This window comes from Ralstonia sp. TCR112 (assembly GCF_007997035.1).
GTDB classification, from domain to species: Bacteria; Pseudomonadota; Gammaproteobacteria; order Burkholderiales; family Burkholderiaceae; genus Ralstonia; species Ralstonia edaphi.
In genome coordinates this window covers 21,959-46,896 of the sequence record NZ_VOSS01000078.1, presented here as the reverse complement: position 1 = coordinate 46,896, position 24,938 = coordinate 21,959, and the positions used below count along the sequence as shown (strand labels likewise).

The window sequence follows — 24,938 nt, the reverse complement described above, 5'->3', positions numbered from 1 at the left end:
GCGTGCGGAAGCGGTCAGCAAAAACGTGAATCAGAGAATGAGGATGACGCGGTAGTCGTTGACATTGGTGCGCGTCGGGCCGGTGACGATCAGATCATCGGCGGCGGCAAAGAAACCGTAGGCGTCGTGTGCGTCGAGCGCGGCGCGGGCGCCGACACCCTTGGCGGCAGCGCGGGCGATGGATTCCGGGTCGAGCAGCGCCCCCGCATTGTCCTCCGATCCGTCGATGCCGTCTGTATCGGCGGCGACCGCATAGACGTCGTCCATGTCTTCGAGCGTGACGCCGAGCGAGAGCAGGAACTCCGCGCAGCGCCCGCCACGACCGCCGGTCAAGCCTGGCGGAATCGTTACCGTGCATTCGCCGCCAGAGACGAGCGCCACCGGCGCTACAAACGGCGTGCCGTGCTGGCGCACCTGCCGCGCCAGCGCGCCGTACACCTGGGCGACCTCGCGCGCCTCGCCGGTCACTGTGTCGCCGAGGATGGCCGTGTGGATGCCGCGCGTCGCAAATACCCGCGCGCCGGCCTGGAGGCTCTGCTGCGCGGTGGCGATGACGTGGTTCGTCACGCGTGCAAAGCAGGCGTCGCCGGGCTTTGGTGTTTCGGCAATCTCACCACGCGCGCCACGTTCGAGATGCGCGCGCACGGTATCGGGTATCTGGGCGCTCCACCGCTTCAGGATGGCGAGCGCATCTGCGTAGGTGCTCGCATCTGGCACGGTCGGCCCGCTGGCGATGGCGCTCGGGTCGTCGCCCGCCACGTCCGAGACGATCAGCGTCGTGACCGGCGCGCGCGATGCGGCGGCAAGCCGCCCGCCCTGAATGCGCGACAGATGCTTGCGCACGATATTCATGTCGGTGATCGGCGCGCCGCAACGCAGCAGCTCGCGCGTCACGGCTTTCAGATCGGCCATCGGGATGCCCTCGGCGGGCAGCGACAGCAGGCTGGAGCCGCCCCCAGAAACCAGGACGATCAGGCGGTCGTTCTCGGTCAGCGCGCCGACTCGATCCAGGATTTCCTGCGCCGCCTGCTCGCCGGCTTCGTCGGGCACCGGGTGCCCAGCCTCGATGACGCGGATGTGCTCGGTCGGCAGGCCGTGCGCATAGCGCGTGACGACCAGGCCTTCGATCTGCGCGCGGCCGGCATAGGCATGCTCGACCGCCAGCGCCATCGATGCAGCCGCCTTGCCGGCACCAACCACCAGCGTCTTGCCACCGGCATGCGGTGGGGGGAGGAAGTCAGCGACGATCTTCAGCGGATCGGCGGCGCCCACGGCAGCAGCGTAGCTCTCCAGCAGGAGGGCGCGGGCGGCGGTGCGATCGAGCTTCATGGGAATGGCTTCCGGTAAGGGCAGACTGGACGCGGTGGCGTGCAGCATGTGCGCAACGCCCGGCAGCCGGCGCGGCGCCGTGAAGACGAAGGCGCTTGGCACCCCCGGCGGCCGGCAGGATAATGACTATTTTATTGCATCCGACTTTTCCCCCACCATGTGCCAGCTGCTGGGCATGAACTGCGCCGAACCGACCGATGTGACGTTCTCGTTCACCGGGTTCGCTGCGCGCGGTGGCGTGACCGACCACCATGCCGACGGCTTCGGCGTCGCCTTCTTCGAAGACAAGGCCTGCCGCCTGTTCATCGACAACCAGTCCGCCGGCACCTCGCCGGTGGCGGAGCTGGTCAAGCGCTACCCGATCAAGTCCAAGAACGTCATCTCGCACATCCGCAAGGCGACGCAGGGCACGGTGCGGCTGGAAAACTGCCACCCCTTCATGCGCGAGCTGTGGGGCCGACACTGGATCTTTGCCCACAACGGCGATTTGAAGAACTTCTCACCGTTCCTTTCGGGCGTCTACCAGCCCGTGGGCGATACCGACAGCGAACTCGCCTTCTGCTTCATCATGCAGGCGCTGCGCAAGCGCTTTCCGGGTTCGCAGCCGCCGCTCAATGAGTTGTTCTACGCGCTGTCCGACATCACCAAGGAAATCACCCGCTACGGCGTGTTCAATTTCCTGCTGTGCAACGGTCAGGCGCAGTTTGCGCATTGCTCGACGCGGCTGTATTACATCGTGCGGCAGTGGCCGTTCTCGACGGCGCATTTGATCGACGCCGACATGACGATCGACTTCGCGAAATACACCACGCCCGCCGATCGCGTGGCCGTCATCGCCACCGCGCCGCTCACCGACAACGAAGTCTGGACGCAATTCGTGCCGGGCGAACTGCTGATGTTCGAATCGGGCCAGGCGACGATGGCGACCAAGGTGCCGATTCCCGAGTCGGTGCAGATTGCCAATGCGGCCAATACGGCTTGCACCTGACACGATCGTCGCCCAACAAAAAGCCGCTCCTGAGAGAGCGGCTTTTTGTTGCCTCCAACCCGGCGCTTAAATCGGTTCACGATCCGTAGCGAGCGGCCCGAGGTTGGTCCGAGAAGCGCAGCCGTACATGGGTACGGCGAGCATCGCAGGGGCAAGATCGGGTCGCGCAGTAGGATCGTGAAGCGATTTTCAGTGCGACAGGATCTTCGACAGGAACTGCTTGGCGCGATCCGAACGAGCGTCGATGTTGCCGAAAAACTCTTCCTTCTCGCAGTCTTCAACGATGCGGCCCTGGTCCATGAAGATCACGCGGTTGGCGACCTTCCGGGCGAAGCCCATTTCGTGGGTCACGCACATCATGGTCATACCTTCCTTGGCCAGTTCCACCATCACGTCGAGCACTTCGTTGACCATTTCCGGATCCAGCGCGGAGGTCGGCTCGTCGAACAGCATGCAGATCGGGTCCATCGACAGCGCACGGGCGATTGCCACGCGTTGCTGCTGACCGCCCGACAGCTGGCCCGGGTACTTGGCGGCGTGCGCCTTCAGGCCCACACGCTCCAGGTACTTCAAGCCCTTGGCGGTTGCCTCTTCCTTCGACCGGCCCAGCACCTTCTGCTGCGCGATCGTCAGGTTCTCGGTGATCGACAGGTGCGGAAAGAGCTCGAAGTTCTGAAACACCATGCCCACGCGCGAACGCAGCTTCGGCAGATTAGTGCCCTTGGCACCGACCGAGGTGCCGTCAACGAGAATCTCGCCCTTCTGGAACGGCTCCAGCGCGTTGACGGTCTTGATGAGCGTGGACTTGCCCGAACCCGACGGGCCGCACACCACCACCACCTCGCTCTTCTTCACGCTGGTGGTGCAGTCGGTCAGCACTTGGAAGCTGCCGTACCACTTGGAAACGTTCTTGATCTCGATCATTGGGTCACCTTCTTCTGAAGTCGCTTCACCAGCACGGAGGCGCCGAAGCAGATCACGAAATAGCACAAGCCGGCAAACAGCAGCAGCTCGACGATACGGCCGTCGCGCTCACCAATGTTGTACGCCTGCGTAAAGAAGTCCGACAGCGCGCTCACATACACCAGCGACGTATCCTGGAACAGGACGATGGCCTGCGTGAGCAGCAGCGGAATCATGTTGCGGAATGCCTGCGGCAGGATGACCAGACGCATCGCCTGGCCGTACGTCATGCCCATCGCGTAGGCCGCGAACATCTGCCCGCGCGACACGCTCTGGATACCGGCGCGGATGATCTCCGAGTAATACGCCGCCTCAAACAGCGCGAAGGCGACCAGCGCAGACGTCATGCGCATGTCGGTGGCCGGCGACAGATCGAAGATCCGCTGCAGCACCTGCGGCACGATCAGGAAGAACCACAGCAGCACCATCACCAGCGGGATGGATCGGAAGAGGTTCACATACGCCTGCCCGAACAACTGCAGCGGCTTGATGCCCGAGAGGCGCATCATCGCGAGCAGCGTGCCCCAGACGATGCCGACCAGGATGGCCGTGCCGGTGATCTCGAGCGAGAGCAGCATCCCCTCGCCGAGCACGCGCATGTTGTCGGCGTTGATGGACGAGAAATCGAATTGATAAGCCATGAAGAGTCCTCGCCCGATTACTTGCCACCGATGAAGCCAGGCAGCCGGGAACGTGCTTCCACCCAGCGCATCAGGCCCATTACGGTCAGGTTGATCAGCATGTACATCAGCGTCACGGCGATGAACGATTCGTACGGCTGCGCGGTGTAGTCGACCAACTGGCGACCTTGGGCAGCAAGCTCAAGCAAACCGATGGTCGACGCCACGGCCGAGTTCTTGAAGATGTTCAGAAACTCCGACGTGAGCGGCGGCACGATGATGCGGAACGACATCGGCAGCATCACATAGCGATACGTCTGCGCCAGCGTGAAGCCCATCGCGAGGCCGGCGTTGCGCTGGCCGCGCGGCAGCGAATTGATACCCGAGCGCACCTGCTCGCAGACGCGCGCAGCGGTAAAGGTACCGAGACACAGCATCGCGCACAGGAACATCGCCGTGGCAGGGTTCATCTGCTTGATGTAGTCGCCGCCCGGCACGAGTTCGGGCATGACGAAGTACCAGATGAAGAGTTGCACGATCAGCGGAATGTTGCGGAACAGTTCCACGTACGCTGCGGCAAGGCCCGACAGCCATTTGTTCGGCACCGTACGCAGCACGCCGAGCACGGAGCCGATGATGAGCGCGATGATCCAGGAAGACAGGCCGAGCACGACGGTGGTCTTCAACCCCGCCAGCAGCCAGTCCAGATAGGTCTGATTCTGGGCGGCTTCCGTAAAGAAGACGCCCCAGTTCCAGTGGTAATTCATGATGGTTCCCTCAAAAAGAAACGGAAGGGAGAAGACCTGTTGACCGGCCTTTGCCTTCCGTTTCGGTGACGCTTATATCAGGCCCGTTGAGGGAGCCGATCAGTCAAGAGCCTTGTCGTTCGGGTTCTTGATCAGCGCCTTCATGTCGTCCGACAGCGGGAACTCCATGTTCACGCCCTTGGGCGGAACCGGCTGCTCGAACCACTTCTTGTACTCGGCGGCGATCGACCCGTCCTTCATCATGCCGGCGATCGTCTTGTCGGCCAGGGCCTTGAACGGCTTGTCGTCCTTGCGAACCATACAGCCGTAGGCTTCGCGCGATTGCGGCTTGGCCACGACCACCCAGTCAGCCGGGTTCTTGGCCTTGGCGCGCTCACCGTACAGCAGGGCGTCGTCCATCATGAACGCAACAGCGCGACCCGATTCCAGCGTCAGGAACGACTGGCCGTGGTCTTTCGTGCTGATGATGTTCATGCCCATCTGCTTGTCATCGTTCATCTTGCGCAGTAGGCGTTCCGACGTCGTGCCGGCGGTGGTGACGACGTTCTTGCCCTTGAGCTGTGCCCAGTCGGTGATGCCCGAATCCTTCTTCACCATGATGCGCGTACCGATGATGAAGATGGTGTTCGTGAACGATGCCTGCTTCTGGCGCTCGAGGTTGTTCGTGGTCGAGCCGCACTCCAGATCGATGGTGCCGTTCTGCAGCAGCGTGATGCGGTTCTGCGAAGTGACCGGGATCTCGTTGATCTTCAGGTCCTTCAGGCCGAGTTGCTTCTTCACGTCCTCGGCAATCTTGGTGGCAACGTCGTACGAATAGCCGATCGTGCGGACACCGCCGACGTTGTAGCTGAACGGAATCGACGAATCGCGCACGCCCAGCGTGATGGTGCCGGTGTCTTTGATCTTCTTGAGCGTACCAGTCAGCTCTTCTGCGTGGGCAGCGCTGCCGAACGTACCAACGGCGACACCAACGGCTGCAACCACGGTTGCCAGCTTGGCGAGGTTCATGAAAGTCTCCTTTTGACCATGAAAGAGAAAGACGGGACTGTACCAAAAAACGTTTGGCGACAGTATTGGTGTTGCCACTAAATCGTTGAATCCAACGGAGTTTTTCCCTCTGGCGCGGCCCCTGCCGCAACCGCGTTTTCCGAGCAACCGGATACCTTACGTTGTGCTTTTCCGAAAAACCGGAAAAGACGCGCAGCGCCAGACACGGCAACGCTCTGCAACATCGGCATGCGCGCCGATTGCTTGAGCGGATGACCGCCAGTTGCTAAGGAAAAACAAGGGGAATAAAGCCCGCCCGATGTGCGCTCTCTGTCGCTTAACGAACCCGACTTGAGGATGGGAAGGACGACGATGCTGCCATCGCCCTTCTCATGGTGCGACGCTCCGGAACGTTATGGTTCGTCCCATGAGCACCGGCTTTCTTCAACCGTCGCGCATGGCCGCCTGATCGGCAGCAACGCGATAGACCGGTGCAGCGCCCTGTTGGAGCACCGCGCCGGTATTGACCAGCGCGTTGCCGATCAGGGGTACAGACCACGCTCTTGGCGGGCCTGCAGAATCCGCGTACAGGCGATGATGAACGCCGCCGTACGCAGCGTAACCTTGTTGTCCTGCGCCACTTGCCAGACGCCACGGAAGGCATCTTGCATGATCCGTACCAGGCGCTGGTTGATCTCGTCTTCGGTCCAGAAGAAGCTCGAGAAATCCTGCACCCATTCGAAATAGCTGACCGTCACGCCGCCGGCGTTGGCGATCACGTCGGGGCAGACCAGGATGCCGCGGTCGCGCAGGATGTCGTCTGCCTCGGGCGTCGTGGGGCCGTTTGCACCTTCCACGACAATCTTTGCCTTGATATGGGGCGCGTTCTTGACGGTGATCTGGCCTTCCAGCGCGGCCGGGATCAGGAATTCGCAGTCCAGCGCCCAGAAATCGTCTTGCGAGACGGTCTCTGCGGCAAAGCCGGCCACGCTGCCGTTGTGGTCAACGTGCTTGATCAGCGCGTCGACATCCAGGCCGTTGCCGTTGAACACGATGCCCTTGTGGTCTTGCACGGCAATGACCTTGGCGCCAGCGTCATGGAAGAGCTTGGCGGCCACGCTGCCGACGTTGCCGAAGCCCTGCACGACCACGCGCGCGCCCTTGACGTCGATGCCGAGATTGCGGGCGGCTTCGCTGCCGACCACGAACACGCCGCGGCCCGTGGCCTCGCGACGGCCCAGGCTGCCGCCCAGTGCGATCGGCTTGCCGGTCACCACGCCGGTGGCGGTGGAGCCTTCGTTCATGGAGTACGTGTCCATCATCCACGCCATGATCTGCGCGTTGGTGTTCACGTCCGGAGCCGGAATGTCCTTGTTCGGCCCGATGATGATGCCGATCTCGCTGGTGTAGCGGCGGGTCAGGCGTTCAAGCTCGCCGGAAGACAGCTTGCGCGGATCGACGCGGATACCGCCCTTGGCACCGCCGTACGGCACGTTCACGGCCGCGTTCTTCACCGACATCCACGCCGACAGCGCCATCACTTCCGACAGCGTCACGTCCTGGTGGAAACGCACGCCGCCCTTGCCCGGGCCGCGCGACGTGTTGTGCTGCACGCGATAGCCCTCGAAGTGGGCGATGCGGCCGTCGTCCATCTGGATGGGCACGTCGACGATCAGCGCGCGCTTCGGGCGCTTGAGCGTTTCAACCCAACGTGCGAGCGAGCCGAGATAGGGGGTGACCCGATCGACCTGCTGCAGGTAGATGCCCCAGGGGCCGAGATTGTCGGCGGGCAGATAGGACGGGATTGCGTGCTGAAGTGTCGACGGAGATGCGACATTGGACATGGCTGTCTTCCTTTTTTGGACCTCGGTAAGGTCCTTCAAGTCCCACAAAATGCCCGCCAGCTTAGGGACCGGCCAGAACGAAATCCAATGCCGTTTTTACATCGGGTTATGCATCTGGCGCATAACCCCAGGGTGGAATTCGATGGCCCACTCAGCCCGCCAGCGCGTTCCACAACGTGTCGATCAGCTCGCGCTTGCGCTTGGATTGGGGGTGCCGACGGTCGTGAGCGCCGCTCTGCGGATGCTCACGGTAAAGCCGGATTTCCATCTCGATCGACAACGTGCCGCCGCCCTTGCCTTCCGCGCGCACGAGGCGACCCGCCGCCACGTCCTCGCGCACCGCACTCTCCGGCAGGAAAGCCACGCCGTGGCCCGCCAGCGCCATCACCTTGAGCGCTTCCGCCATGTCGGTTTCGTAGCACTTGTCGAGCAGCGGCGCCACCGGCGAGTTTTCCAGCAGCACATCCACCATGCGCCCGAGAAAGGCGTTGGGCGTATAGCTCAGGTAGGCGATGGGCTTGCGTGCGGTCGGAACGAGCCGATAAATCGGCCGCCCGCTCGCGTCGGGCTTGGAAAACGGCGAGAGCCGCTCGGTCCCGAGCACCAGCATGTCGTAGCGCGTCGGGTCGAGCTGGATCATCTGGCGCGCGTGGTGATAGACCATCACGAGATCGCAGCCGCCCTCCACCAACGTCATCACCGCATCGTGCACGTTCAGCGCGCGTAGCCGGCATTGCAGCTTGCCGATCTTTTCTTCCACCTGAGCAAGCCAGCCCGGGAAGAATGTCAGCGATAGCGTATGCGGCACGGCAAAGTCGATCGTCGATGCGCTGGCAGGACGCTGGCCGCGCATCAGCGCGCGCGTCTCACTGACCTGGGCGAGCATCGCCAACGCCTGTTCGTAGAACACTTCGCCGGCGGGCGTGAGGCGTGTTGGATAGCTTGATCGGTCGATCAGCTCATTGCCGAGCCACGCCTCAAGGGATTGAATGCGCCGCGAAAACGCCGGCTGCGTCACGTGCCGCAATTCGGCCGAGCGCGAAAAGCTGCGCGTTTCGGCCAGGCTGATGAAGTCTTCCAGCCATTTCAGTTCCATCGCGTTGTCTCCCCCTCAACCTGCCCGGGCGTCTTCTTCTGTTTCTTCGGCCACGCGCTCCGGCTCGCGCGCCTGCATGCGCCACATCTGCGCGTAACGGCCTTCCGCGCGCAACAGCGATTCATGCGTGCCGCGCTCGATGATGCGTCCGTGCTCCATCACCAGAATCTGGTGCGCACGCACGATGGTGGACAAGCGGTGCGCGATGACCAGCGTGGTGTGGTTCTGCGCCAGGCGCATCAACTCTTCCTGGATGGCGTGCTCGGTGCGCGAGTCCAGCGCAGACGTCGCTTCATCGAAGACGAGAATCGGCGGACGTTTGAGCAGGGTGCGCGCAATCGCCACGCGCTGTTTTTCGCCGCCGGAGAGTTTGAGGCCGCGCTCGCCGACTTGCGTCTCGTAGCCGTCGGGCAGCGACTCGACAAAATGGTGGATCTGCGCTGCGCGAGCGGCTTCGATCACCTCTTCGCGGCTTGCATCGGGGCGGCCGTAGGCGATGTTGTAGTAGATGCTGTCGTTGAAGAGCACCGTGTCTTGCGGAACGATGCCGATGGCGGCGCGCACGCTGGATTGCGTGACATCGCGCAAGTCCTGACCGTCGATCTGGATGGCGCCGGACTTCACGTCATAGAAGCGGAACAGCAGGCGCGCCAGCGTCGACTTGCCCGAGCCGCTCTGTCCCACCACCGCCGTGGTCGTCCCGGCCGGAATCGTGAAATCCACATCGAACAGGATCTGGCGATTGGCCTCGTAGCTGAAGTCGACATGCGCGAAGCGCACTTCGCCCGCGTGCACCGCCAGCGGTGGTGCGTCAGGCTTGTCGGCCACTTCGCGGTTGGTCTGCAGCAGGTGGAACATGCGGTCCATGTCGGTCACCGCCTGCTTCAGCTCACGGTAGATCACGCCCAGGAAGTTGAGCGGAATGTAGATTTGCAGCATCAGCGTGTTGACGAGCACCAGGTCGCCAAGCGTCATGTGCCCCGCCGCGACGCCTTGCGTGGCGCGATACAGGATCAGGATGAGCGCCGTGGCGACAATGAACTGCTGGCCGAAGTTCAGCACCGACAACGAGTTCTGCGAGCGGATGGCCGCGGCGCGGTAGTGCTTCAGGTTCTCGTCGTAGCGACGTGCTTCGTAGTCTTCGTTGCCGAAGTACTTGACTGTTTCGAAGTTGAGCAGCGAATCGATCGCCTTCTGGTTCGCGCGCGAATCCAGCTCGTTCATCTTGCGGCGGAAGTGCGTGCGCCAGTTCGTCACCGTCACCGTAAAAACGATGTAGCTGACCAGCGCGCAGAACGTGATGAGCGCAAACCACACGTCGTACTTCACGAAGAAATACGTGATGACGAGGCCAACCTCCACCAGCGTCGGCAGGATGCTGTACAGCGAATACGAGATGAGCGACTGGATGCCGCGTGTGCCGCGTTCGATATCGCGGCTCATGCCGCCGGTCTGGCGCTCAAGGTGAAAGCGCAGCGACAGCGCATGCAGATGGCGGAACACCTGCAGTGCGAGCGTCCGCACCGAACTCTCCGTGACCTTCGCGAACAGGATTTCGCGCAGCTCCGAAAACAGCGACGTCGACAGCCGCAGCAGCCCGTAACCGATGATGATGCCCACCGGCACAACCAGCAGCGCGCGGGGGTCGGACGGCGACACGTTCATGGAATCGATCAGCCGCTTCATGACCATCGGCACCCCAAGGTTTGCCACCTTGGCCGCGATCAGGAACGACAGCGCCAACGCCACACGCCATTTGTAGGCCAGCAGATACGGCAGCAGGCTCTTGATGGTGCGCCAGTCACCGCGGGCAGCCCCGGGCGGAGGCGGTTCGGAAGAAGCGGGAAAACGGCGCATGTGCGGTGCAATAAAATGGCGGATTGTGTATTCTCCCACCGATCACCTGCGCGCGCCCCAGGGCCGCTGGTGGGCCCTCCTTCCGCTTCAATGCCGCCCTGCATCATCATGTCCGATACCCAAGCCACCACTGAAACCGTCACGCTGCCCGCCGACAAGCAGCCCGCCGTGCGTGTGATGCCGATGCCGTCCGACGCCAACGTCCACGGCGATGTGTTTGGCGGCTGGATCATGTCGCAGGTGGACATTGCCGGGTCGATCCCAGCCGTGGTGCGTGCCAACGGCCGCGTGGCCACGATCGCCGTCAACTCGTTCGTCTTCAAGCAACCTGTATACGTGGGCGATCTGGTGAGTTTCTACGCCAACGTGGTCAAGACGGGCCGCACGTCAATCACCGTGGATGTGGAGGTCTATGCGCAACGCATGCACGCCAACGGCCGGCACGCCACCGTCAAGGTGACGGAAGCCACCCTCACCTACGTGGCGACCGACGAGACCCGCAAGCCGCGCGTACTGCCGCCGCTCTGAACGGCCACGCCCAACAAAAAACCCGGCTTCGCGCCGGGTTTTCTTTTGCAGGTGAACGAATCGCTCAGTTGAACTTGGAGAAATCCGGGCGGCGCTTTTCGAAGAACGCCGTGAACGCTTCGCGCGCTTCCGGGGCACGCAGCATCTCGCCGAATTGCTTGCCTTCCACCGACATGCGCTCGGCGATCTGCGGCGTAGCGCCCTCCTTCATCAGGCGCTTGGTGGCGCGCAGCGATGCGGGCGGCAGCAGCGTCAGCTTGCGCGCCTGCGTCCGCACGAAAGCGTCCAACTCCCCGGCCGGCAGCACGCGATTGACAAGGCCCAGCTCGCGCGCTTCGTTCGCGTCGAAAGGCTCGCCGAAGAGCAGCTTGTCCGCCGCGCGGTGATAGCCGGCCAGCTGCGGCAGCAACAGGCTCGACGCGGCTTCCGGACAAAGCCCCAGTTGCGCGAACGGCATCGACAGCTTGGCCGTCTCGGATGCGTAGACGAGATCGCAATGCAGCAGCATCGTCGTGCCCACACCCACCGCCGCGCCGCTCACCGAAGCGATCAGCGGCTTGGTCGCCGTGCTGATCGCCTTGAGGAACTGATGCACGGGCGCGCTTTCGTCCTTGGGCGGATTCTTCATGAAGTCTTCGAGATCGTTGCCCGCCGTGAATACGCTCTCGTGGCCGGCGAGCACGATCACGCGGATGGCGGGATCGGTCTCGGCGGCCACCAGGGCATCGGCCAACGTTTGATACATCGCGGCCGTGATGGCGTTCTTGCGGTCCAGGCGGTCAAACGTGAGCGTCAGGACGCCGTCTGCGGTCTCGGTACGAATCGACATGAAAACTCCAGGTGAAACCTGCGCCGCTAAATCGGCACAGGCGAATCAGATAGATAACCGACGGAGAACGCGTTGGCCCCCACGTTCAACGCCACGGTCAGGCTCATCGGCGCGAGCAGCACTTCCACGCCGTGGTCCTGCGCGGTTCGCATCAACGCCTGCACAGGCTCCATGCGGCGCACGGTGTCGAGCGAACCGGAATACGTGATCGCCACCACGGGCGTGGCCAGGCGCTCCTCGGCGATCATGGTTTCGGTATGCGCAAGCAGGCGGCGAATCCCTTCGTCGGAGCCACGTACCTTCGCGATGGCTTCCGTCTCGCCACGATGCATATGAATGAGCGGCCGAACGTTGAAGGCCGTGCCCATCATGTAGCGGCTCCAGGTGATGCTCTTCTCGCCCTTCTGCTTCGCGCGCGTGTACATGTACAGCAACTCGTCGGGTACGAGGTAGACATGCGAAGCATCGCGCAGGCGGTTCTCGATCACGTGCACCACGTCGCGCACCTCCGCGCCTTCGCGCAGCATGCGGGCGGCCTCGTGCACCATCAGCGCCTGGCCGGGGCCAATGGCGCCGGTATCCACCACCGTCAACTCGAACAGGCCCGAGCGGCCGGCATCCTTGCGTGGCTTGAAGCTCTTGGCCGTGGTGCCCACCACCGCGCCGGTGGCGTGGCTGTAGAAATGGCTGCGCGAGCTGGCAATCGTCAGCAGCAACGCGCGGTCGTGCTGCGTCACCACGTGCTTGAGCAGGAAATCTTCGATCTCGCGTTCGAGCAGCGGAATCGATTCGGCATAGTGATCCTGCTTGTCGACGAGGTACTTGCGATAGAGCTGCGGCAGCGCCGCCTCGTCGCGGCGGTCTTCAACAAACAATTCGCCCGCACGAATGCGGAACGGCACCACGCCCAACCCAAGCTCATCGATCATCGAGCGCGGCATGTCGCATGCCGCGTCGGTCAACACGATTGTGTTTCCCATCGCGCCCTCCTCTTGGTGCACCGCCGGTGACCCGGTGGTGTGTCTCCTCTCTCGCGGAATCGTGGTTCCGCTTCTATGGCGATGCCGGCTGGGTGCCGGCCGCATTCTTCGGCGCGCTTGTTATGTAGTGCTGCGCGCGCCTGCGCAATCATGCGTGTTGAGACGGGCGATTTACAAGCAGGGGGAAGAACTTAATCCTTCCCCCTGACGTGGGGTCACATGCGTTCGAAAATGCCCGCGGCGCCCATGCCGGTGCCGACGCACATCGTCACCATGCCGTACTTCTGGTTGCGACGGCGCAGGCCGTGCACCACCGTGGCCGCACGAATGGCACCGGTGGCGCCCAGCGGGTGGCCCAGTGCGATCGCGCCGCCCAGCGGGTTGATCTTGCTGGTGTCCAGGCCCAGGTCCTGGATCACGGCGAGCGACTGCGCGGCAAACGCCTCGTTCAGTTCGATCCAGTCGATCTGATCCTGCGTCAGGCCGCCGGCCTTCAGCGCGGCAGGAATCGCTTCCTTCGGACCGATCCCCATGATTTCCGGCGGCACACCGCGCACCGCAAACGATACGAAGCGCGCCAGCGGCACCAGGTTGAACTGCTTGAGGATCTTTTCCGACACCAGGATCAACGCGCCCGAACCGTCCGACGTCTGCGAGCTGTTGCCGGCCGTCACGCTGCCCTTGTTGGCGAACACGGCGCGCAGCTTGCCCAGGCCTTCGACCGACGTATCGGCACGCGGGCCTTCATCCAGCGACATCGTGCGGGTCTTGATATCGATGGCGCCTGTGCCCAGGTTCGGGAACTTCTCGATGATCTCGATCGGGGTGATCTCGTCCTTGAATTCGCCGGCTTGCTGCGCAGCGAGCGCCTTCTGATGCGACGCGAGCGAGAAAGCATCCTGCGCCTCGCGCGAAATCTTCCACTGCTGGGCGACCTTCTCGGCGGTCAGGCCCATGCCGTAGGCGATGCCGACATTCTCGTCACGCGTGAAGATGTCCGGCGACATCGACGGCGAGTTGCCCATCATCGGCACCATGCTCATCGATTCGACACCGGCGGCGATCATCACGTCGGATTCGCCCACGCGGATGCGGTCTGCAGCCATCGCCACGGCGGTCAGGCCGGAGGCGCAGAAGCGGTTGACGGTGACGCCGCCCACGGTATTGGGCAGGCCGGCCAGCAGCGCGCCGATACGCGCCACGTTCAGGCCCTGCTGCGCTTCGGGAATCGCGCAGCCGACGATGGCGTCTTCGATCAGCGCCGGATCCAGGTTCGGCACCTGGGCGACAGCGCTCTTGAGGATGGTCGCCAGCAGGTCGTCCGGACGCAGGTTCTTGAGCGTGCCCTTCGGCGCCTTGCCGATCGGGGAACGCGTTGCGGCGACGATGTAGGCGTCTTGCAGTTGCTTGGTCATGATGAAATTCCTGTTCTCGTGTTCGTCTACAGGTCGCGCAATCAGTTGCGCACCGGCTTGCCGGTCTGCAGCATGCCCATGATGCGTTCCTGGGTCTTGGAGCTGCCGAGCAGATCCACGAAGGCCTTGCGCTCCAGCGCCAGCAGCCATTCTTCGTCCACCAGCGCGCCGGCTTCGACATCCCCACCGCACACAGCTTCAGCGATGCGCGAGGCGATCGTGAAGTCGTGCTGCGAGATGAAACCGCCGTCACGCATGTTCACCAGCGACGCCTTGATCGTGGCGATACCCGAACGGCCCGCCACCGGAATGCCCACCGGACGCAGCGGTGCGCGGTAGCCCGAATCGGCCAGCGCACGCACTTCGTTGCGTGCAACGTGCAGCAGCTCATGCACGTTGAAGACGATGGTGTCGGTCGGCTGCAGGTAGCCGATCTTCTGCGCGTCCAGCGCGGAAGACGACACCTTGGCCATGGCCGCCGCCTGGAAACGGTTGGTCAGGAACTGCAGGATGTTCGTGCTGCCGGCTGCCTGCGCAGCCTTGGCTGCCGCCAGAGCAGCTTCCTTCAGGCCGCCACCTGCCGGCACGAGGCCCACGCCCACTTCAACCAGACCGATATACGTTTCCAGCGCAGCCACACGCTTGGCCGAATGCAGCAGCAGCTCGCAGCCGCCGCCCAGTGCAATGCCCGATGCGGCCGACACGACGGGCACACCGGCGTACTTCACGCGCATCATGCCGTCCTGGAACTTCTTGACGAACGGCTCGATGCCCTTGGCCCCGCCCATCATGAAGGCCGGCATGGCTTCTTCCAGGTTTGCACCGGCCGAGAACGGACCACCCGGCGCGCCCAGCTTCAGCGACGTCGGCTGCCACACCACCAGACCCTTGTAGCCGGCTTCCGCCAGATCCACCGCGCGCGTCAGACCGTCGATGACGCTCGGTCCGATCGTGTTCATCTTGCTCTTGAACGAGATGATCAGCACGTCGTCCTGGCCGGCCGCGTCGTCCACCCAGATGCGCACGGCGTCGGTCTCTTCGATCGTCTTGCCGTACGTGAGCGGGTTGACCGCGGTCGCGCCCTTGATCGGCGCGCGGAACACCTGGCGGCCGTACACCGGCAGCGTGCTGCGCTGCAGGAACGTGCCCTGCTTGGCCGACCACGAACCCTGTGCTGAATGCACACCGCCGTTGTCTGCGACCGGACCGGAGAACACCCACTGCGGCAGGGCTGCGTTCGACAGCGCCTTGCCGGCCTCGATGTCCTCCTTCACCCATTCGGCCACTTGCTTCCAGCCGGCTTCTTGCCAGTCTTCGAACGGGCCGCTGTTCCAGCCGAAGCCCCAGCGGATCGCCAGATCGACTTCCGCAGCCGAATCGGCAATCTGCTCCAGATACACCGCGATGTAATGGAACACATCGCGGAACACAGCCCACAAGAATTGCGCCTGCGGATTGGTGGATTCGCGCAGCAGCTTCAGACGCTCGGCCGGCTCCTTCTTCAGGATGCGCACAACGATGTCGTCAGCCTTCTTGCCGCTCGGGCCGTACTGGCCGCTTTGCGGATCCAGCACCTTGATTTCCTTGCCTTCCTTCTTGTAGAAACCGGCGCCGGTCTTCTGGCCCAGGGCACCCGCTTCCACCAGTTTGGCCAGCACGGGCGGCGTGGCATAGACCGGAGCAAACGGATCGTCCTTCAGGTTGTCCTGCATCGTCTTGATGACGTGCGCCATCGTGTCCAGGCCCACCACGTCCGCCGTGCGGAACGTCGCCGACTTGGCACGGCCGAGCTTCGAGCCCGTCAGGTCATCGACCACGTCAAACGGAATGCCGTACTTGGCCGACTCCGCAAACACCGCCAGGATCGAGAAGATGCCGACGCGGTTGGCGATGAAGTTGGGCGTGTCCTTCGCACGCACCACGCCCTTGCCGAGCGCGGAGGTGAGGAACGTTTCCAGCTTGTCGAGGATGTCGCCGCGCGTGTGGGCGGTCGGGATGAGCTCGACCAGGTGCATGTAGCGCGGCGGGTTGAAGAAGTGCACGCCACAGAAGCGCGACTTCAGCTCGGCGTCAAACCCATCCGAGAGTTCGGTGATCGACAGGCCCGACGTGTTCGACGCGAAGATCGCGTGTGGGGCGATGTGCGGCGCGACCTTCTTGTACAGGTCGTGCTTCCAGTCCATGCGCTCGGCAATCGCTTCGATGACGAGATCGCAGTCGCGCAGCTTCTCGATGTCGTCTTCGTAGTTGGCGGCTTGAATCAGGTTGGCGTCATCCTTGATGCCCAGCGGCGCCGGCGACAGCTTCTTCAGGTTTTCGATGGCCTTGAGCGCGATGCCGCTCTTCGGGCCTTCCTTGGCCGGAAGATCGAACAGCGTGACAGGAACCTTGGCGTTGACGAGATGCGCGGCAATCTGCGCGCCCATCACGCCGGCGCCCAGCACGGCAACGCGCCGGACGAGGAAGTTGGAGCGCTGGCCGGCTTGCGGCTGCGCGCTGGTGGGGAGTTCAGTGCGGGTCATGGTGTCCTCGCGGAAAGAAGAGGAGTCGTCACCCCCGCACAAGCGGGAGCAACAAAAAGAGGCGTTGAAACCTGCTCGCGATCCGTAGCGAGCGGTTCGAGGTTGGCGGGAGAAGCCCAGCCGTACATGGGTACGGCGAGCATCGCAGAGCCAAGATCGGACCGCGCAGTAGGATCGTGGGCAGCTTTCCTTAGAACAGGTCGGCTTCGAGTGCCATCAGCGTCGCGCCGCCGGCACGTGCCATGCGGATCTGCGAAGCCGTCTCAGGCAGCAGCTTGGCGAAGTAGAAACGCGCCGTTGCCAGCTTGACCTTGTAGAAGGTGTCGCCGCTGTCTTGCTTTTCCAGGGCGATCTTGGCCATGCGGGCCCAGAAGTACGAGAACACCAGGTGGCCGACCACACGCAGATACGGCACAGCGGCGGCGCCGACTTCATCCGGGTTGGCCATGGCCTTCATGCCGATTTCCATGGTCAGCTTCTGGACCTTGTCGCCGATGTCGGCCAGCGGATTGATGAATTCCTGCATGGCTTCGTTGGTGCCTTCGGCTTCAACAAAGTCCTGGACCAGCTTGCCGAACTTCTTCATCTTGGCGCCCATGTCGCCCAGAATCTTGCGGCCCAGCAGGTCCAGCGACTGCACGGTATTCGTGCCTTCGTAGATCATGTTGATGCGGGCGTCGCGCACGTACTGCTCCATGCCCCATTCGGCGATGTAGCCGTGGCCACCGAACACCTGCATGCCTTCGTTGGTGGCGATGAATGCGTTGTCGCTCAGGAAGGCCTTGGCGATCGGCGTCAGCAGCGCGACCAGATCCGCCGCGTCCTTGCGCACGGACTCGTCTTCGTGCGACAGCTCGCGGTCAATCTGCAGGGCGATCCAATAGCTGAATGCGCGGCCGCCTTCGGCAAACGCACGCTGGGTCAGCAGCATGCGACGCACGTCCGGGTGCACGATGATCGGGTCAGCCGGCTTGTCCGGTGCCTTCGGGCCCGAGAGGCTGCGCATCTGCAGGCGTTCCTTGGCGTAGGCAGCGGAGTTTTGGTAAGCGACTTCGGTCAGGCCCAGGCTCTGCATGCCGACGCCCAGACGCGCGGCATTCATCATCACGAACATGGCGTTCAGGCCCTTGTTCGGCTCGCCGACCATCCAGCCCTTTGCGCCATCCAGGTTGATCACGCAGGTAGCGTTGCCGTGGATGCCCATCTTGTGTTCGATGGAGCCGCACTTCACGCCGTTGCGTTCGCCCGGGTTGCCATTCGCATCGGGAATGAACTTCGGCACCACGAACAGCGAGATGCCCTTCGTGCCGCCCGGCGCGTCCGGCAGACGTGCCAGCACCAGGTGAATGATGTTCTCGGCCAGGTCGTGTTCGCCTGCCGAGATGAAGATCTTCGTGCCGGTGATGGCATACGAGCCATCGGCCAGCGGTTCAGCCTTGGTGCGCAGGATGCCCAGGTCGGTGCCGCAATGCGGCTCGGTCAGACACATCGTGCCGGTCCACACGCCAGACACCAGCTTCGGCAGGTAACGCTGCTTGAGCTCGTCGGTGCCGTGTGCGTGCAGGGCTTCGTACGCGCCATGCGACAGGCCCGGATACATCGTCCAGGCCTGGTTGGCCGAGTTCAGCATCTCGTACAGCGCGTTGTTGATCAGGATGGGCAGGCCCTGACCGCCGTACTCCGGATCGCAGCCCAGCGAAGGCCAGCCGGCCTCGACATACTGTTGATACGCTTCCTTGAAGCCCTTCGGAGCGGTCACCACGCCGTCGCCGTGGTACGTGCAGCCTTCGCGATCGCCAGACTGGTTGAGCGGGAAGATGACTTCGGAGCAGAACTTGCCGGCTTCCTCGATCACCTGGTTGATGGTGTCGGCATCGATCTCCGCGTGCTGCGGCATCTCCTTCAGGTGGTTCTCCACGCCGAGAAGCTCGTGGAGAACAAACTGCATGTCACGCAGCGGTGCGGTGTATTGACCCATCTTGCAACTCCTTGGTGTGTACTGCGCGACCGCTAGGTGTGCGATGCCGCGTCAGGTTCGGTAAGACTGAATGAGTTTGTTGAGCGCCACCATGGCCAGTTCGGCACTGTTCGGCAACCGCAGGAAACGCGCATCGTGATGCAGACCCAGCTCCAGGCTGTACATCTCGAAGAGCATCAATTGCGGGTCCGCTTCTGCACGCAGATGGCCTTCTTCCTTTGCCTGTGCGATCGCGCGGGCCAATGCTGCACGCCAGATCGTCACGCTCTTGACGAGTTCGTCGCGCACCGGGCTTTCGGCACGATCGTCGTACTCCACCGCGCCGCTGATGTAGATGCAGCCCGTGGTGACTTCCTGAATGCGGCGCTCCATCCAGCGTCGCACCATGCTCCACAGGCGCGGCAGACCGCGCGGTTCCGTCAAGCTCGGGTAGAAGACTTCCTGCTCGAACCGTTTGTGATACTCGCGAACCACTTCCACCTGCAGGTCCTCACGCGAGCCGAAGTGCGCGAACACCCCGCTCTTGCTCATCTGCATGCGCTCCGCGAGCACACCGATCGTCAATCCTTCCAGTCCGTCGCGCGAGGCCAGTTCCAGCGCGGCATCGAGAATCGCTGCACGTGTCAGCTCGCCCTTGCGCATCGGCGTAGCTGCTGCGTGATTCGATTCGAGACGAGCGGTCGGGTGACGCATGATGATTTCTCTCCGTTCTTTTCTGGGGCGTGACACGCGAGAAAATTGGCTTACTGCAGGGCGCCTTTCGCGTGCCGGGCAGGACTGTAAACCAGCCTGCGCGAACACTCTAGCCCAAAATCGAACGGTCGTTCAATTATTTACAGGGCCCCTTGGAGCGGCAAGTGTTTTATTAGAAAGCGGCATCTAAATGGCAATGGGGAATCGCCATCTTTCGCGGTGCAGCGCGAATCCCGTAAAGCCTTTAAATAAAAGGCTTAGCGGGGTGTGCGCCGCACCCATAAAACGCGAGCTGCGCAGCATGGTGGAGGGGTTTTCTAGTGCTACCCATCAGTAAATAAACAGGTCAAAAAATCAGGCCGGTGGAATGCCTGTACACATGGCACCACGGCGGAAGATGCGCGCATCCATTTCCCGCAAGTCGGCTGCTACGGCCACCGCGGCAGCGCACTGGTCTAACACGTCACGCTGCAGGTCGATGCCCGGGGCGATTTCCGTCAGCGTGAGGCGCCGGGCGCCGCTGCCATCGTCGCGCATCTCGAAGACGGCGCGCTCGGTCACATAGCGCACGGGAATGCCCGATTGCGCCGCATATTCACCGTTGAAGGTCAGGTGCGACACGGCAGGCACGATCTTCTTGAGCCGTCCTTCGCGCACGATGCGCAGCTTGCCGTCTTCGGCTTCGACCTGGAGTCCCCCGGCGGTGAGCGTGCCCATGAATACGACCGAACGCGCGCTCTGCGTGATGTTGATGAAGCCGCCGACGCCCGCGACGACGGTATCGCCGCCCTCGCCAAACAGGCTGACATTGACGTTGCCGGCGCCGTCCAGTTCTGCCAGACCGAGGATGGCGAGATCGATACCGCCGCCTTCATAGAAGTCGAACTGCGCGGGCTGGTCCACCACGGCTTCGGGGTAGGCCGACGCGCCAAAGCTAAGGCCATCTGCCGGTGTGCCACCGATCGGGCCCGCCTCCACGGTAAGGGTGAAGCTGCGCGCGCCTTCCTGTTCAGCGAGGGCGCCGACGGCCGCGGGCATGCCGACGCCCAGGTTCACGACGCGCGGTTGCTGCGCGATCAGTTCCAGCACGGCGCGGCGTTGCACCAGCGTGCGGGCATCGAGCGCCCCGTGTTGGCTCGTCTCCAGCGCCTCGCTGGCTTCGATGGCGTCTTCCTTGAGCTGGATCGCCTCGCCTTGCCATGGGCGGATGTAAGTCGGGTTGAACGCCTCGCCGAAGGTCATCTGGTGTTCGGCTTCATCCTCGGCAACGACCACGTAATCGACGAGGATGCCTGGCACGTGGATCGCCTGCAGGTTGTCATGCCGATCGACCAGCCGGCGCACCTGCGCGATGACGATGCCGCCCGAGGTGCGCGCGGCCTGCGCCATGGCCAGCAGCTCGTGATGAAAGGCTTCTTCGTGCGTGCTGATGTTGCCGCGCGGGTCAGCGGCGGTGCCGCGCAGGAAGACGCAGTGCAGCGGGAAGCTTGGGTAAAAGAGATAGTCTTCGCCGCGAAAGCGTTCGTACTCGACCCACGAGGCTGTGCCCGCAGCACGCGCCGCTTTGGCACGGGCGTTGATGGCGGCGCCGTGGTAACGCGCGTCAAGCTCGGTGCGGGGGTCGACGAAGGTGTGCAGGCCCATCTTCGTCAGCACGCCGGGCTTGCCGCCTGCGATGGCCCGGTACAGATGCGTGAGCACACCTTGCGGCAGGTTGAACGCGTCGCACTGCTCGGCAAGCGCCAGGTCTGCGAGCCGCGTGGCCGAACGCCAATGGCCACCGACCACACAGCGCGTCATCCCGGGATTGCCGAAGTGGTTGACACCGCGCGTGGCGCGATCGCCCTGTCCGGCGGAGTAGACCAGCGTCAGATCGCGCGGCTCGCCGGTGGCCAGGAAGCGGCGCTCCAACGCATGCGTGACGGCCTCCGCATGGCCGGCGCCGACAAACCCCGCGCATGCCACCGTCCATCCCGGCTGTACCAATCGCGCGGCTTCATCCGTTGTGATGACTTGCATGTCTCCTCCGTCTTGTTGTCTCTTGTAGGTATTAGATGCGTGCCGCTAATACTGTGCTGCGCGCCCGCTGATGACGACGCCAAGGCGCACGAGCCGATAGGCGCACCAATCTGCCAGGCGCCACCACCACCGGCGTGCAGCGTGCGCGTCGGCCAGAACGCGGCGTGCGTGATGGGCGATGGCATCTTCCAACGCGCCACGCAGTTCGTTGGCCACGGTGGCGTCCCACGCGACCACGTTGGCTTCGCGCGCCAGCAGCAGGCTGAATGGATCGATGTTGCTGGAGCCCACCGTCGCCCAGCGGTCATCCACCACGGCCACCTTGGCATGCAGGAAGCTGGCGGTGTATTCGTAGATCTCGACGTTGTCGCGCAGCAGCATGTGATACAGCGAACGCGTTGCGTAGTGCTGCAACCGGTATTCGACCTGGCCCTGCAGCAACAGCCGCACGCGCACACCGCGCTGTCGGCATGCGGCCAGTGCACGCATGAAACGCACGCCCGGCAGGAAGTACGCGTTGGCGATGATCACCTCGTGCCGCGCCGTGCCTAGCGCGCGCAGATATTCGCGTTCGATCGCGCGACGGTTGCGGACGTTGTCACGCAGCACCAGCGAAGCCAACACGGTTCCGGGCGCGCGTTCACTTTCTCGCCCCGAGGCGCCGCGATGCCGTGGCCGCGGCGTATCCGTCATCACCGGAAACTCAGCGGCGACGCCCGTGACGCCCACCTCGCGCATACCGGCGCGCACGCCCATCTGCCACCAGAGCCGGTCAACGGTCAGCGCAATCTGCGCGACCAGCGGCCCGCGCACCCGCACCGCGAAGTCGTAACGCGGGCCGAGCGCGGCGTCATGAAACGGCGCGTGATTCAGGTCGTCAATGATATTGATGCCGCCCACGAAGGCCACGTCGTCGTCGATGACGGCGATCTTGCGATGCAGCCGTCGCAAGTGGCGGCGCTGCAGGCGGAAACCGCGTACCGGACGATAGATGCGCAGACGCACACCCGCCCCTTCCAGCATCGCGGCGATGTTCGCGGGCAACAGGCCGGTGCCGAAACCGTCGATGGTGAGGTGGACATCCACACCGCGCCGCGCTGCACGGGCGAGCGCTTCGGTCACGCTGTGCGCGGTGGCGTCGTCGGTGTAGATATAGGTTTCGAGCGCGACGCGGCGTTGCGCGGCATCGATGGCTTCGATCAATGCGGGGAAAAACTCGGCGCCGCCGCACAGCAGGTCGACGTCGTTGCCCGGCAGGGGCTTACCCCGCCGCCACTCGGAGCGCAGCGGCCCTGCATCGCGCACGACCTTCATGGATGTGCCAATTCAGCCAGCAGGGGCACGTGGTCGGAGCGCTGAGCCCATTCGCGGCCGGTCAGCGCGTGCGCACGTTCGATATCGAAACCGCGTACGTAGATGCGGTCCAGCCGCAGCCACGGCATATGGCTCGGGAAGGTGCGGACCGGGCGCGCATCGGCAGCCTTGTCGGCCACTTCGGTCGCACCAAGCGCCTGGCAAATCATGCGATCGAGGCGGTTGTTCCAATCGTTGAAGTCACCCGCCACCACAAGCGGCGCATCAGGTGGCACGACGGAACGCACGCGGTCGACGAGCGCCTCCGCCTGCCGCTGCCGGCTGCGTGCAAACAAGCCGAAGTGCGCGCAGAGCAAATGCACCTCGCCAAAGCCGAGATCGGTTACGGCGTGCAGCAGGCCGCGCTGCTCGAAACGGTGGTCGGAGATATCGAGATTTTCCGACAGCAGGATCGGAAACCGCGACAGGATGGCGTTGCCGTGGTGGCCGTGCTCGTAGACGGCGTTGCGGCCATAGACCGTGTGCGGATAGACGTCGGTGGCCAGGTAGCGCAGCTGCGTGTAGTTCGGATCGAACAGCTCGGCGGCGACCAGGCGGTCGTTGCGGTCCTGTACCTCCTGCAGGAAGACGATGTCGGCGTCCATCGTATGCAGGCCCTGCCGCACGTCATGCACGCGCACGCGCCGGGCGATGCCTGTCACGCCCTTGTGGATGTTGTAGGTGGCAACGCGCAAACGCAGCATCTCAGGCCTGGTCCTTTGTCAGCGCCGCCTGACGAGCATGATAGGCAGCGAGGCGTTCGGGCAGCTGCAGGATGGCCTCGGCATTGCTGCGCGAGAAGCATCGCGCGGCGGCCTCTCGGTAAGGCAACCACTCGGCCTGCACATGCTCGCGCGGAGACATCCGCACCGGCACCTTGCCGCTCACCAGCAGGCCGAACCAATGCTCCGTGTTGCGCGTGATGCCCGGCGCGTAGCGATGCCGCCAGTGTGGGTAGATTTCGTATTCGATGTGGTGGCCCCAGTCGATCAGATGATGCTGGGCCGCGTCGATGCCGGTTTCTTCCAGCACCTCCCGGGCGGCCGTATCGACCAAGGGTTCGTCAACTGCGTCGCAACTGCCCGTCACGGATTGCCAGAAACCCGGATGATCTGCCCGCTCCATCACCAACACATGCAAATCGGGCGTGTGAATGACGACGAGAACGGAGACGGGAATCTTGTGCGGCATGGGCGTGGGTTGCTGCGTGCTTCGATGACGGCGCGATCGCGCTGCAAGGCAATAGCTTACCGCAGCCAGAAGCGTGCCACCGTGACGCTCGTCGCGCTGCCATGCCGCGGCAGCGATCAGGCAGCGCGCAGCGGCCCCTGACCCGAGCGCGTGCGGGCGAGCCACAGCGCCGCCTCATCCGTCTCGGTTTCGTGACCCAGCTCGCGGCGGGCCACAGCGAGCAGCGGATCGAGCATCGCGGCATAGTCATCGGCCGCGCGCTGCGATTGGGCCCACAACGCCTCCGTACGCTCGCCGAGTTGTTGGCGCAGCGCAGCGAGCTGCGTGGTCAACTCGCGTTCGCGATTGCCCAGCGTGTTGAATTTCTGGATCAGGAAGCGCTGCACATCGGTCTGCTCCGATTGCGCGTTGGCCTGGTCGAAGCGTTCAACGATGGCCGAGGTTTCGCGCTCGATGCGGTGCAGTTCGCTGGTGCCCTCACGCTCGGCGGCTTCCAGCGCTTGCAGTGCTCGGCGTTCGGCCTGCAAAACGCGCGCGTGCTCCGCAAAGCGGAGTTCTGCCGCCAAGTGAGCTTCAGCGAGCGGGCGCGGCGCGTCGTAGATGAGCGGATGCACCGGCATGCCGGGTGCGGCTGGCGGCAATGCCGTCTCAGGCAAACGCAGGTTGGCGACCGCGTGCAGCCAACGCATCCGCTCCGCTGCAAGGTGACCCAGCGCGCGCATTGCCTCCGCCAAACCCGGAGACGCCGCCGATGCGGGGCCGCCGGGATGTGCGCTCTGCGCCGCTGCTGCAATTTCGGGCACGCAGGCCGCAACCGTGGTGGCCACAGCCTCGGTCATCGCGATGGCGGCGCGTCGCGTGGCGCGGCGGATTTCGATCCAGGCCAGCAGCATCACCACCAGCGCGGCGATCAGCCACGTCAGCAGGAACTCCGCGTGGGCGACGACCCATGTGCGGGCAAAGTCGATGTAGTCCATCT

Annotated in this window: 21 protein-coding genes; 2 read left to right on the top strand and 19 right to left on the bottom strand. The window is 63.7% G+C overall.

The genetic code is table 11. The features are described 5' to 3' along the window. Window positions 1-30: 30 nt before the first annotated feature. Window positions 31-1,329: a glycerate kinase gene (locus tag FUT88_RS18495; protein ID WP_147217286.1), complete on the bottom strand. Its 1,299-nt coding sequence runs from the start codon at window positions 1,327-1,329 to the stop codon at window positions 31-33. A gap of 157 nt (window positions 1,330-1,486) precedes the next feature. Here FUT88_RS18495 and FUT88_RS18490 point away from each other — a divergent pair, with 157 nt between their 5' ends. Further along, window positions 1,487-2,317, top strand: a complete 831-nt coding sequence (locus FUT88_RS18490) for a class II glutamine amidotransferase (protein WP_102065126.1) — start codon at window positions 1,487-1,489, stop codon at window positions 2,315-2,317. Window positions 2,318-2,506: 189 nt separating this feature from the next. Here FUT88_RS18490 and FUT88_RS18480 read toward each other — a convergent pair whose 3' ends face one another. The 7 genes from FUT88_RS18480 to FUT88_RS18450 all read right to left on the bottom strand — a co-directional run bounded on the left by FUT88_RS18480 (window position 2,507) and on the right by FUT88_RS18450 (window position 10,451). Next, complete coding sequence (locus tag FUT88_RS18480) at window positions 2,507-3,241, bottom strand: amino acid ABC transporter ATP-binding protein (RefSeq protein WP_147217284.1); 735 nt, start codon at window positions 3,239-3,241, stop codon at window positions 2,507-2,509. Continuing rightward, the gene (gltK, locus tag FUT88_RS18475; RefSeq protein ID WP_147217282.1) at window positions 3,238-3,921 is read right to left on the bottom strand and encodes a glutamate/aspartate ABC transporter permease GltK; all 684 of its coding nucleotides are present in this window, start codon (window positions 3,919-3,921) and stop codon (window positions 3,238-3,240) included. Before gltK ends, FUT88_RS18480 begins: the two co-directional genes overlap by 4 nt. 17 nt (window positions 3,922-3,938) lie before the next feature. Then, window positions 3,939-4,667 (bottom strand): amino acid ABC transporter permease, encoded by a 729-nt coding sequence (locus FUT88_RS18470; RefSeq protein WP_147217279.1) that lies wholly within the window; start codon window positions 4,665-4,667, stop codon window positions 3,939-3,941. 99 nt (window positions 4,668-4,766) lie between these two features. After that, window positions 4,767-5,675, bottom strand: a complete 909-nt coding sequence (locus tag FUT88_RS18465) for a glutamate/aspartate ABC transporter substrate-binding protein (RefSeq protein ID WP_147217277.1) — start codon at window positions 5,673-5,675, stop codon at window positions 4,767-4,769. Between the two features lie 521 nt (window positions 5,676-6,196). Continuing rightward, window positions 6,197-7,498, bottom strand: a complete 1,302-nt coding sequence (locus FUT88_RS18460; RefSeq protein WP_147217275.1) for a Glu/Leu/Phe/Val family dehydrogenase — start codon at window positions 7,496-7,498, stop codon at window positions 6,197-6,199. A gap of 151 nt (window positions 7,499-7,649) precedes the next feature. Continuing rightward, window positions 7,650-8,594 carry a LysR substrate-binding domain-containing protein gene (locus tag FUT88_RS18455; RefSeq protein ID WP_147217273.1) on the bottom strand — a complete coding sequence of 315 codons (945 nt, stop codon included), beginning with the start codon at window positions 8,592-8,594 and terminating at the stop codon, window positions 7,650-7,652. A 15-nt stretch (window positions 8,595-8,609) separates the two neighbouring features. Continuing rightward, a complete protein-coding gene (locus tag FUT88_RS18450) occupies window positions 8,610-10,451 on the bottom strand; it encodes an ABCB family ABC transporter ATP-binding protein/permease (RefSeq protein ID WP_147217271.1) in 1,842 nt (613 codons plus the stop codon). A 90-nt stretch (window positions 10,452-10,541) separates the two neighbouring features. Here FUT88_RS18450 and FUT88_RS18445 point away from each other — a divergent pair, with 90 nt between their 5' ends. Continuing rightward, window positions 10,542-10,979 carry an acyl-CoA thioesterase gene (locus tag FUT88_RS18445; protein ID WP_147217269.1) on the top strand — a complete coding sequence of 146 codons (438 nt, stop codon included), beginning with the start codon at window positions 10,542-10,544 and terminating at the stop codon, window positions 10,977-10,979. A 64-nt stretch (window positions 10,980-11,043) separates the two neighbouring features. Here the strand turns inward: FUT88_RS18445 and FUT88_RS18440 are convergent, their stop codons facing one another. From FUT88_RS18440 to FUT88_RS18390, 11 genes are all read right to left on the bottom strand, one after another. After that, window positions 11,044-11,808, bottom strand: coding sequence for an enoyl-CoA hydratase (locus tag FUT88_RS18440; RefSeq protein ID WP_104655450.1), 765 nt, complete (start codon window positions 11,806-11,808; stop codon window positions 11,044-11,046). A gap of 26 nt (window positions 11,809-11,834) precedes the next feature. Next, window positions 11,835-12,788 (bottom strand): DegV family protein, encoded by a 954-nt coding sequence (locus FUT88_RS18435; protein ID WP_147217267.1) that lies wholly within the window; start codon window positions 12,786-12,788, stop codon window positions 11,835-11,837. Window positions 12,789-13,003: 215 nt separating this feature from the next. Further along, on the bottom strand, window positions 13,004-14,203 hold the full coding sequence (locus tag FUT88_RS18430; RefSeq protein WP_012761166.1) for an acetyl-CoA C-acyltransferase: 1,200 nt from the start codon (window positions 14,201-14,203) through the stop codon (window positions 13,004-13,006). 41 nt (window positions 14,204-14,244) lie between these two features. Next, on the bottom strand, window positions 14,245-16,725 hold the full coding sequence (locus FUT88_RS18425; protein WP_147217265.1) for a 3-hydroxyacyl-CoA dehydrogenase/enoyl-CoA hydratase family protein: 2,481 nt from the start codon (window positions 16,723-16,725) through the stop codon (window positions 14,245-14,247). A 190-nt stretch (window positions 16,726-16,915) separates the two neighbouring features. Beyond that, window positions 16,916-18,703 (bottom strand): acyl-CoA dehydrogenase C-terminal domain-containing protein, encoded by a 1,788-nt coding sequence (locus FUT88_RS18420; RefSeq protein WP_147217263.1) that lies wholly within the window; start codon window positions 18,701-18,703, stop codon window positions 16,916-16,918. 51 nt (window positions 18,704-18,754) lie between these two features. Continuing rightward, the gene (locus FUT88_RS18415; protein ID WP_021196492.1) at window positions 18,755-19,345 is read right to left on the bottom strand and encodes a TetR/AcrR family transcriptional regulator; all 591 of its coding nucleotides are present in this window, start codon (window positions 19,343-19,345) and stop codon (window positions 18,755-18,757) included. 405 nt (window positions 19,346-19,750) lie between these two features. Continuing rightward, on the bottom strand, window positions 19,751-21,415 hold the full coding sequence (locus FUT88_RS18410) for an acyl CoA:acetate/3-ketoacid CoA transferase (RefSeq protein WP_147217261.1): 1,665 nt from the start codon (window positions 21,413-21,415) through the stop codon (window positions 19,751-19,753). A gap of 45 nt (window positions 21,416-21,460) precedes the next feature. Then, window positions 21,461-22,729, bottom strand: coding sequence for a cardiolipin synthase ClsB (clsB, locus tag FUT88_RS18405; protein WP_147217259.1), 1,269 nt, complete (start codon window positions 22,727-22,729; stop codon window positions 21,461-21,463). Then, entirely contained in the window at window positions 22,726-23,472 is a 747-nt protein-coding gene (locus tag FUT88_RS18400; RefSeq protein ID WP_027678228.1) for an endonuclease/exonuclease/phosphatase family protein, read from the bottom strand. The genes clsB and FUT88_RS18400 overlap by 4 nt, the downstream gene beginning before the upstream one ends. 1 nt (window position 23,473) lies before the next feature. Then, on the bottom strand, window positions 23,474-23,959 hold the full coding sequence (nudB, locus tag FUT88_RS18395) for a dihydroneopterin triphosphate diphosphatase (protein ID WP_147217257.1): 486 nt from the start codon (window positions 23,957-23,959) through the stop codon (window positions 23,474-23,476). A 116-nt stretch (window positions 23,960-24,075) separates the two neighbouring features. Then, window positions 24,076-24,936: a hypothetical protein gene (locus tag FUT88_RS18390; protein ID WP_147217255.1), complete on the bottom strand. Its 861-nt coding sequence runs from the start codon at window positions 24,934-24,936 to the stop codon at window positions 24,076-24,078. Between the last annotated feature and the right edge of the window lie 2 nt (window positions 24,937-24,938).

Excerpts from the sequence above, each read along its gene's own strand:
- FUT88_RS18495 (WP_147217286.1), bottom strand. The coding sequence starts at position 1,329 with ATGAAGCTCGATCGCACCGCCGCCCGCGCCCTCCTGCTGGAGAGCTAC.
- FUT88_RS18490 (WP_102065126.1), top strand. The coding sequence starts at position 1,487 with ATGTGCCAGCTGCTGGGCATGAACTGCGCCGAACCGACCGATGTGACG.
- FUT88_RS18480 (WP_147217284.1), bottom strand. The coding sequence starts at position 3,241 with ATGATCGAGATCAAGAACGTTTCCAAGTGGTACGGCAGCTTCCAAGTG.
- gltK (WP_147217282.1), bottom strand. The coding sequence starts at position 3,921 with ATGGCTTATCAATTCGATTTCTCGTCCATCAACGCCGACAACATGCGC.
- FUT88_RS18470 (WP_147217279.1), bottom strand. The coding sequence starts at position 4,667 with ATGAATTACCACTGGAACTGGGGCGTCTTCTTTACGGAAGCCGCCCAG.
- FUT88_RS18465 (WP_147217277.1), bottom strand. The coding sequence starts at position 5,675 with ATGAACCTCGCCAAGCTGGCAACCGTGGTTGCAGCCGTTGGTGTCGCC.
- FUT88_RS18460 (WP_147217275.1), bottom strand. The coding sequence starts at position 7,498 with ATGTCCAATGTCGCATCTCCGTCGACACTTCAGCACGCAATCCCGTCC.
- FUT88_RS18455 (WP_147217273.1), bottom strand. The coding sequence starts at position 8,594 with ATGGAACTGAAATGGCTGGAAGACTTCATCAGCCTGGCCGAAACGCGC.
- FUT88_RS18450 (WP_147217271.1), bottom strand. The coding sequence starts at position 10,451 with ATGCGCCGTTTTCCCGCTTCTTCCGAACCGCCTCCGCCCGGGGCTGCC.
- FUT88_RS18445 (WP_147217269.1), top strand. The coding sequence starts at position 10,542 with ATGCCGCCCTGCATCATCATGTCCGATACCCAAGCCACCACTGAAACC.
- FUT88_RS18440 (WP_104655450.1), bottom strand. The coding sequence starts at position 11,808 with ATGTCGATTCGTACCGAGACCGCAGACGGCGTCCTGACGCTCACGTTT.
- FUT88_RS18435 (WP_147217267.1), bottom strand. The coding sequence starts at position 12,788 with ATGGGAAACACAATCGTGTTGACCGACGCGGCATGCGACATGCCGCGC.
- FUT88_RS18430 (WP_012761166.1), bottom strand. The coding sequence starts at position 14,203 with ATGACCAAGCAACTGCAAGACGCCTACATCGTCGCCGCAACGCGTTCC.
- FUT88_RS18425 (WP_147217265.1), bottom strand. The coding sequence starts at position 16,725 with ATGACCCGCACTGAACTCCCCACCAGCGCGCAGCCGCAAGCCGGCCAG.
- FUT88_RS18420 (WP_147217263.1), bottom strand. The coding sequence starts at position 18,703 with ATGGGTCAATACACCGCACCGCTGCGTGACATGCAGTTTGTTCTCCAC.
- FUT88_RS18415 (WP_021196492.1), bottom strand. The coding sequence starts at position 19,345 with ATGCGCAAGGGCGAGCTGACACGTGCAGCGATTCTCGATGCCGCGCTG.
- FUT88_RS18410 (WP_147217261.1), bottom strand. The coding sequence starts at position 21,415 with ATGCAAGTCATCACAACGGATGAAGCCGCGCGATTGGTACAGCCGGGA.
- clsB (WP_147217259.1), bottom strand. The coding sequence starts at position 22,729 with ATGAAGGTCGTGCGCGATGCAGGGCCGCTGCGCTCCGAGTGGCGGCGG.
- FUT88_RS18400 (WP_027678228.1), bottom strand. The coding sequence starts at position 23,472 with ATGCTGCGTTTGCGCGTTGCCACCTACAACATCCACAAGGGCGTGACA.
- nudB (WP_147217257.1), bottom strand. The coding sequence starts at position 23,959 with ATGCCGCACAAGATTCCCGTCTCCGTTCTCGTCGTCATTCACACGCCC.
- FUT88_RS18390 (WP_147217255.1), bottom strand. The coding sequence starts at position 24,936 with ATGGACTACATCGACTTTGCCCGCACATGGGTCGTCGCCCACGCGGAG.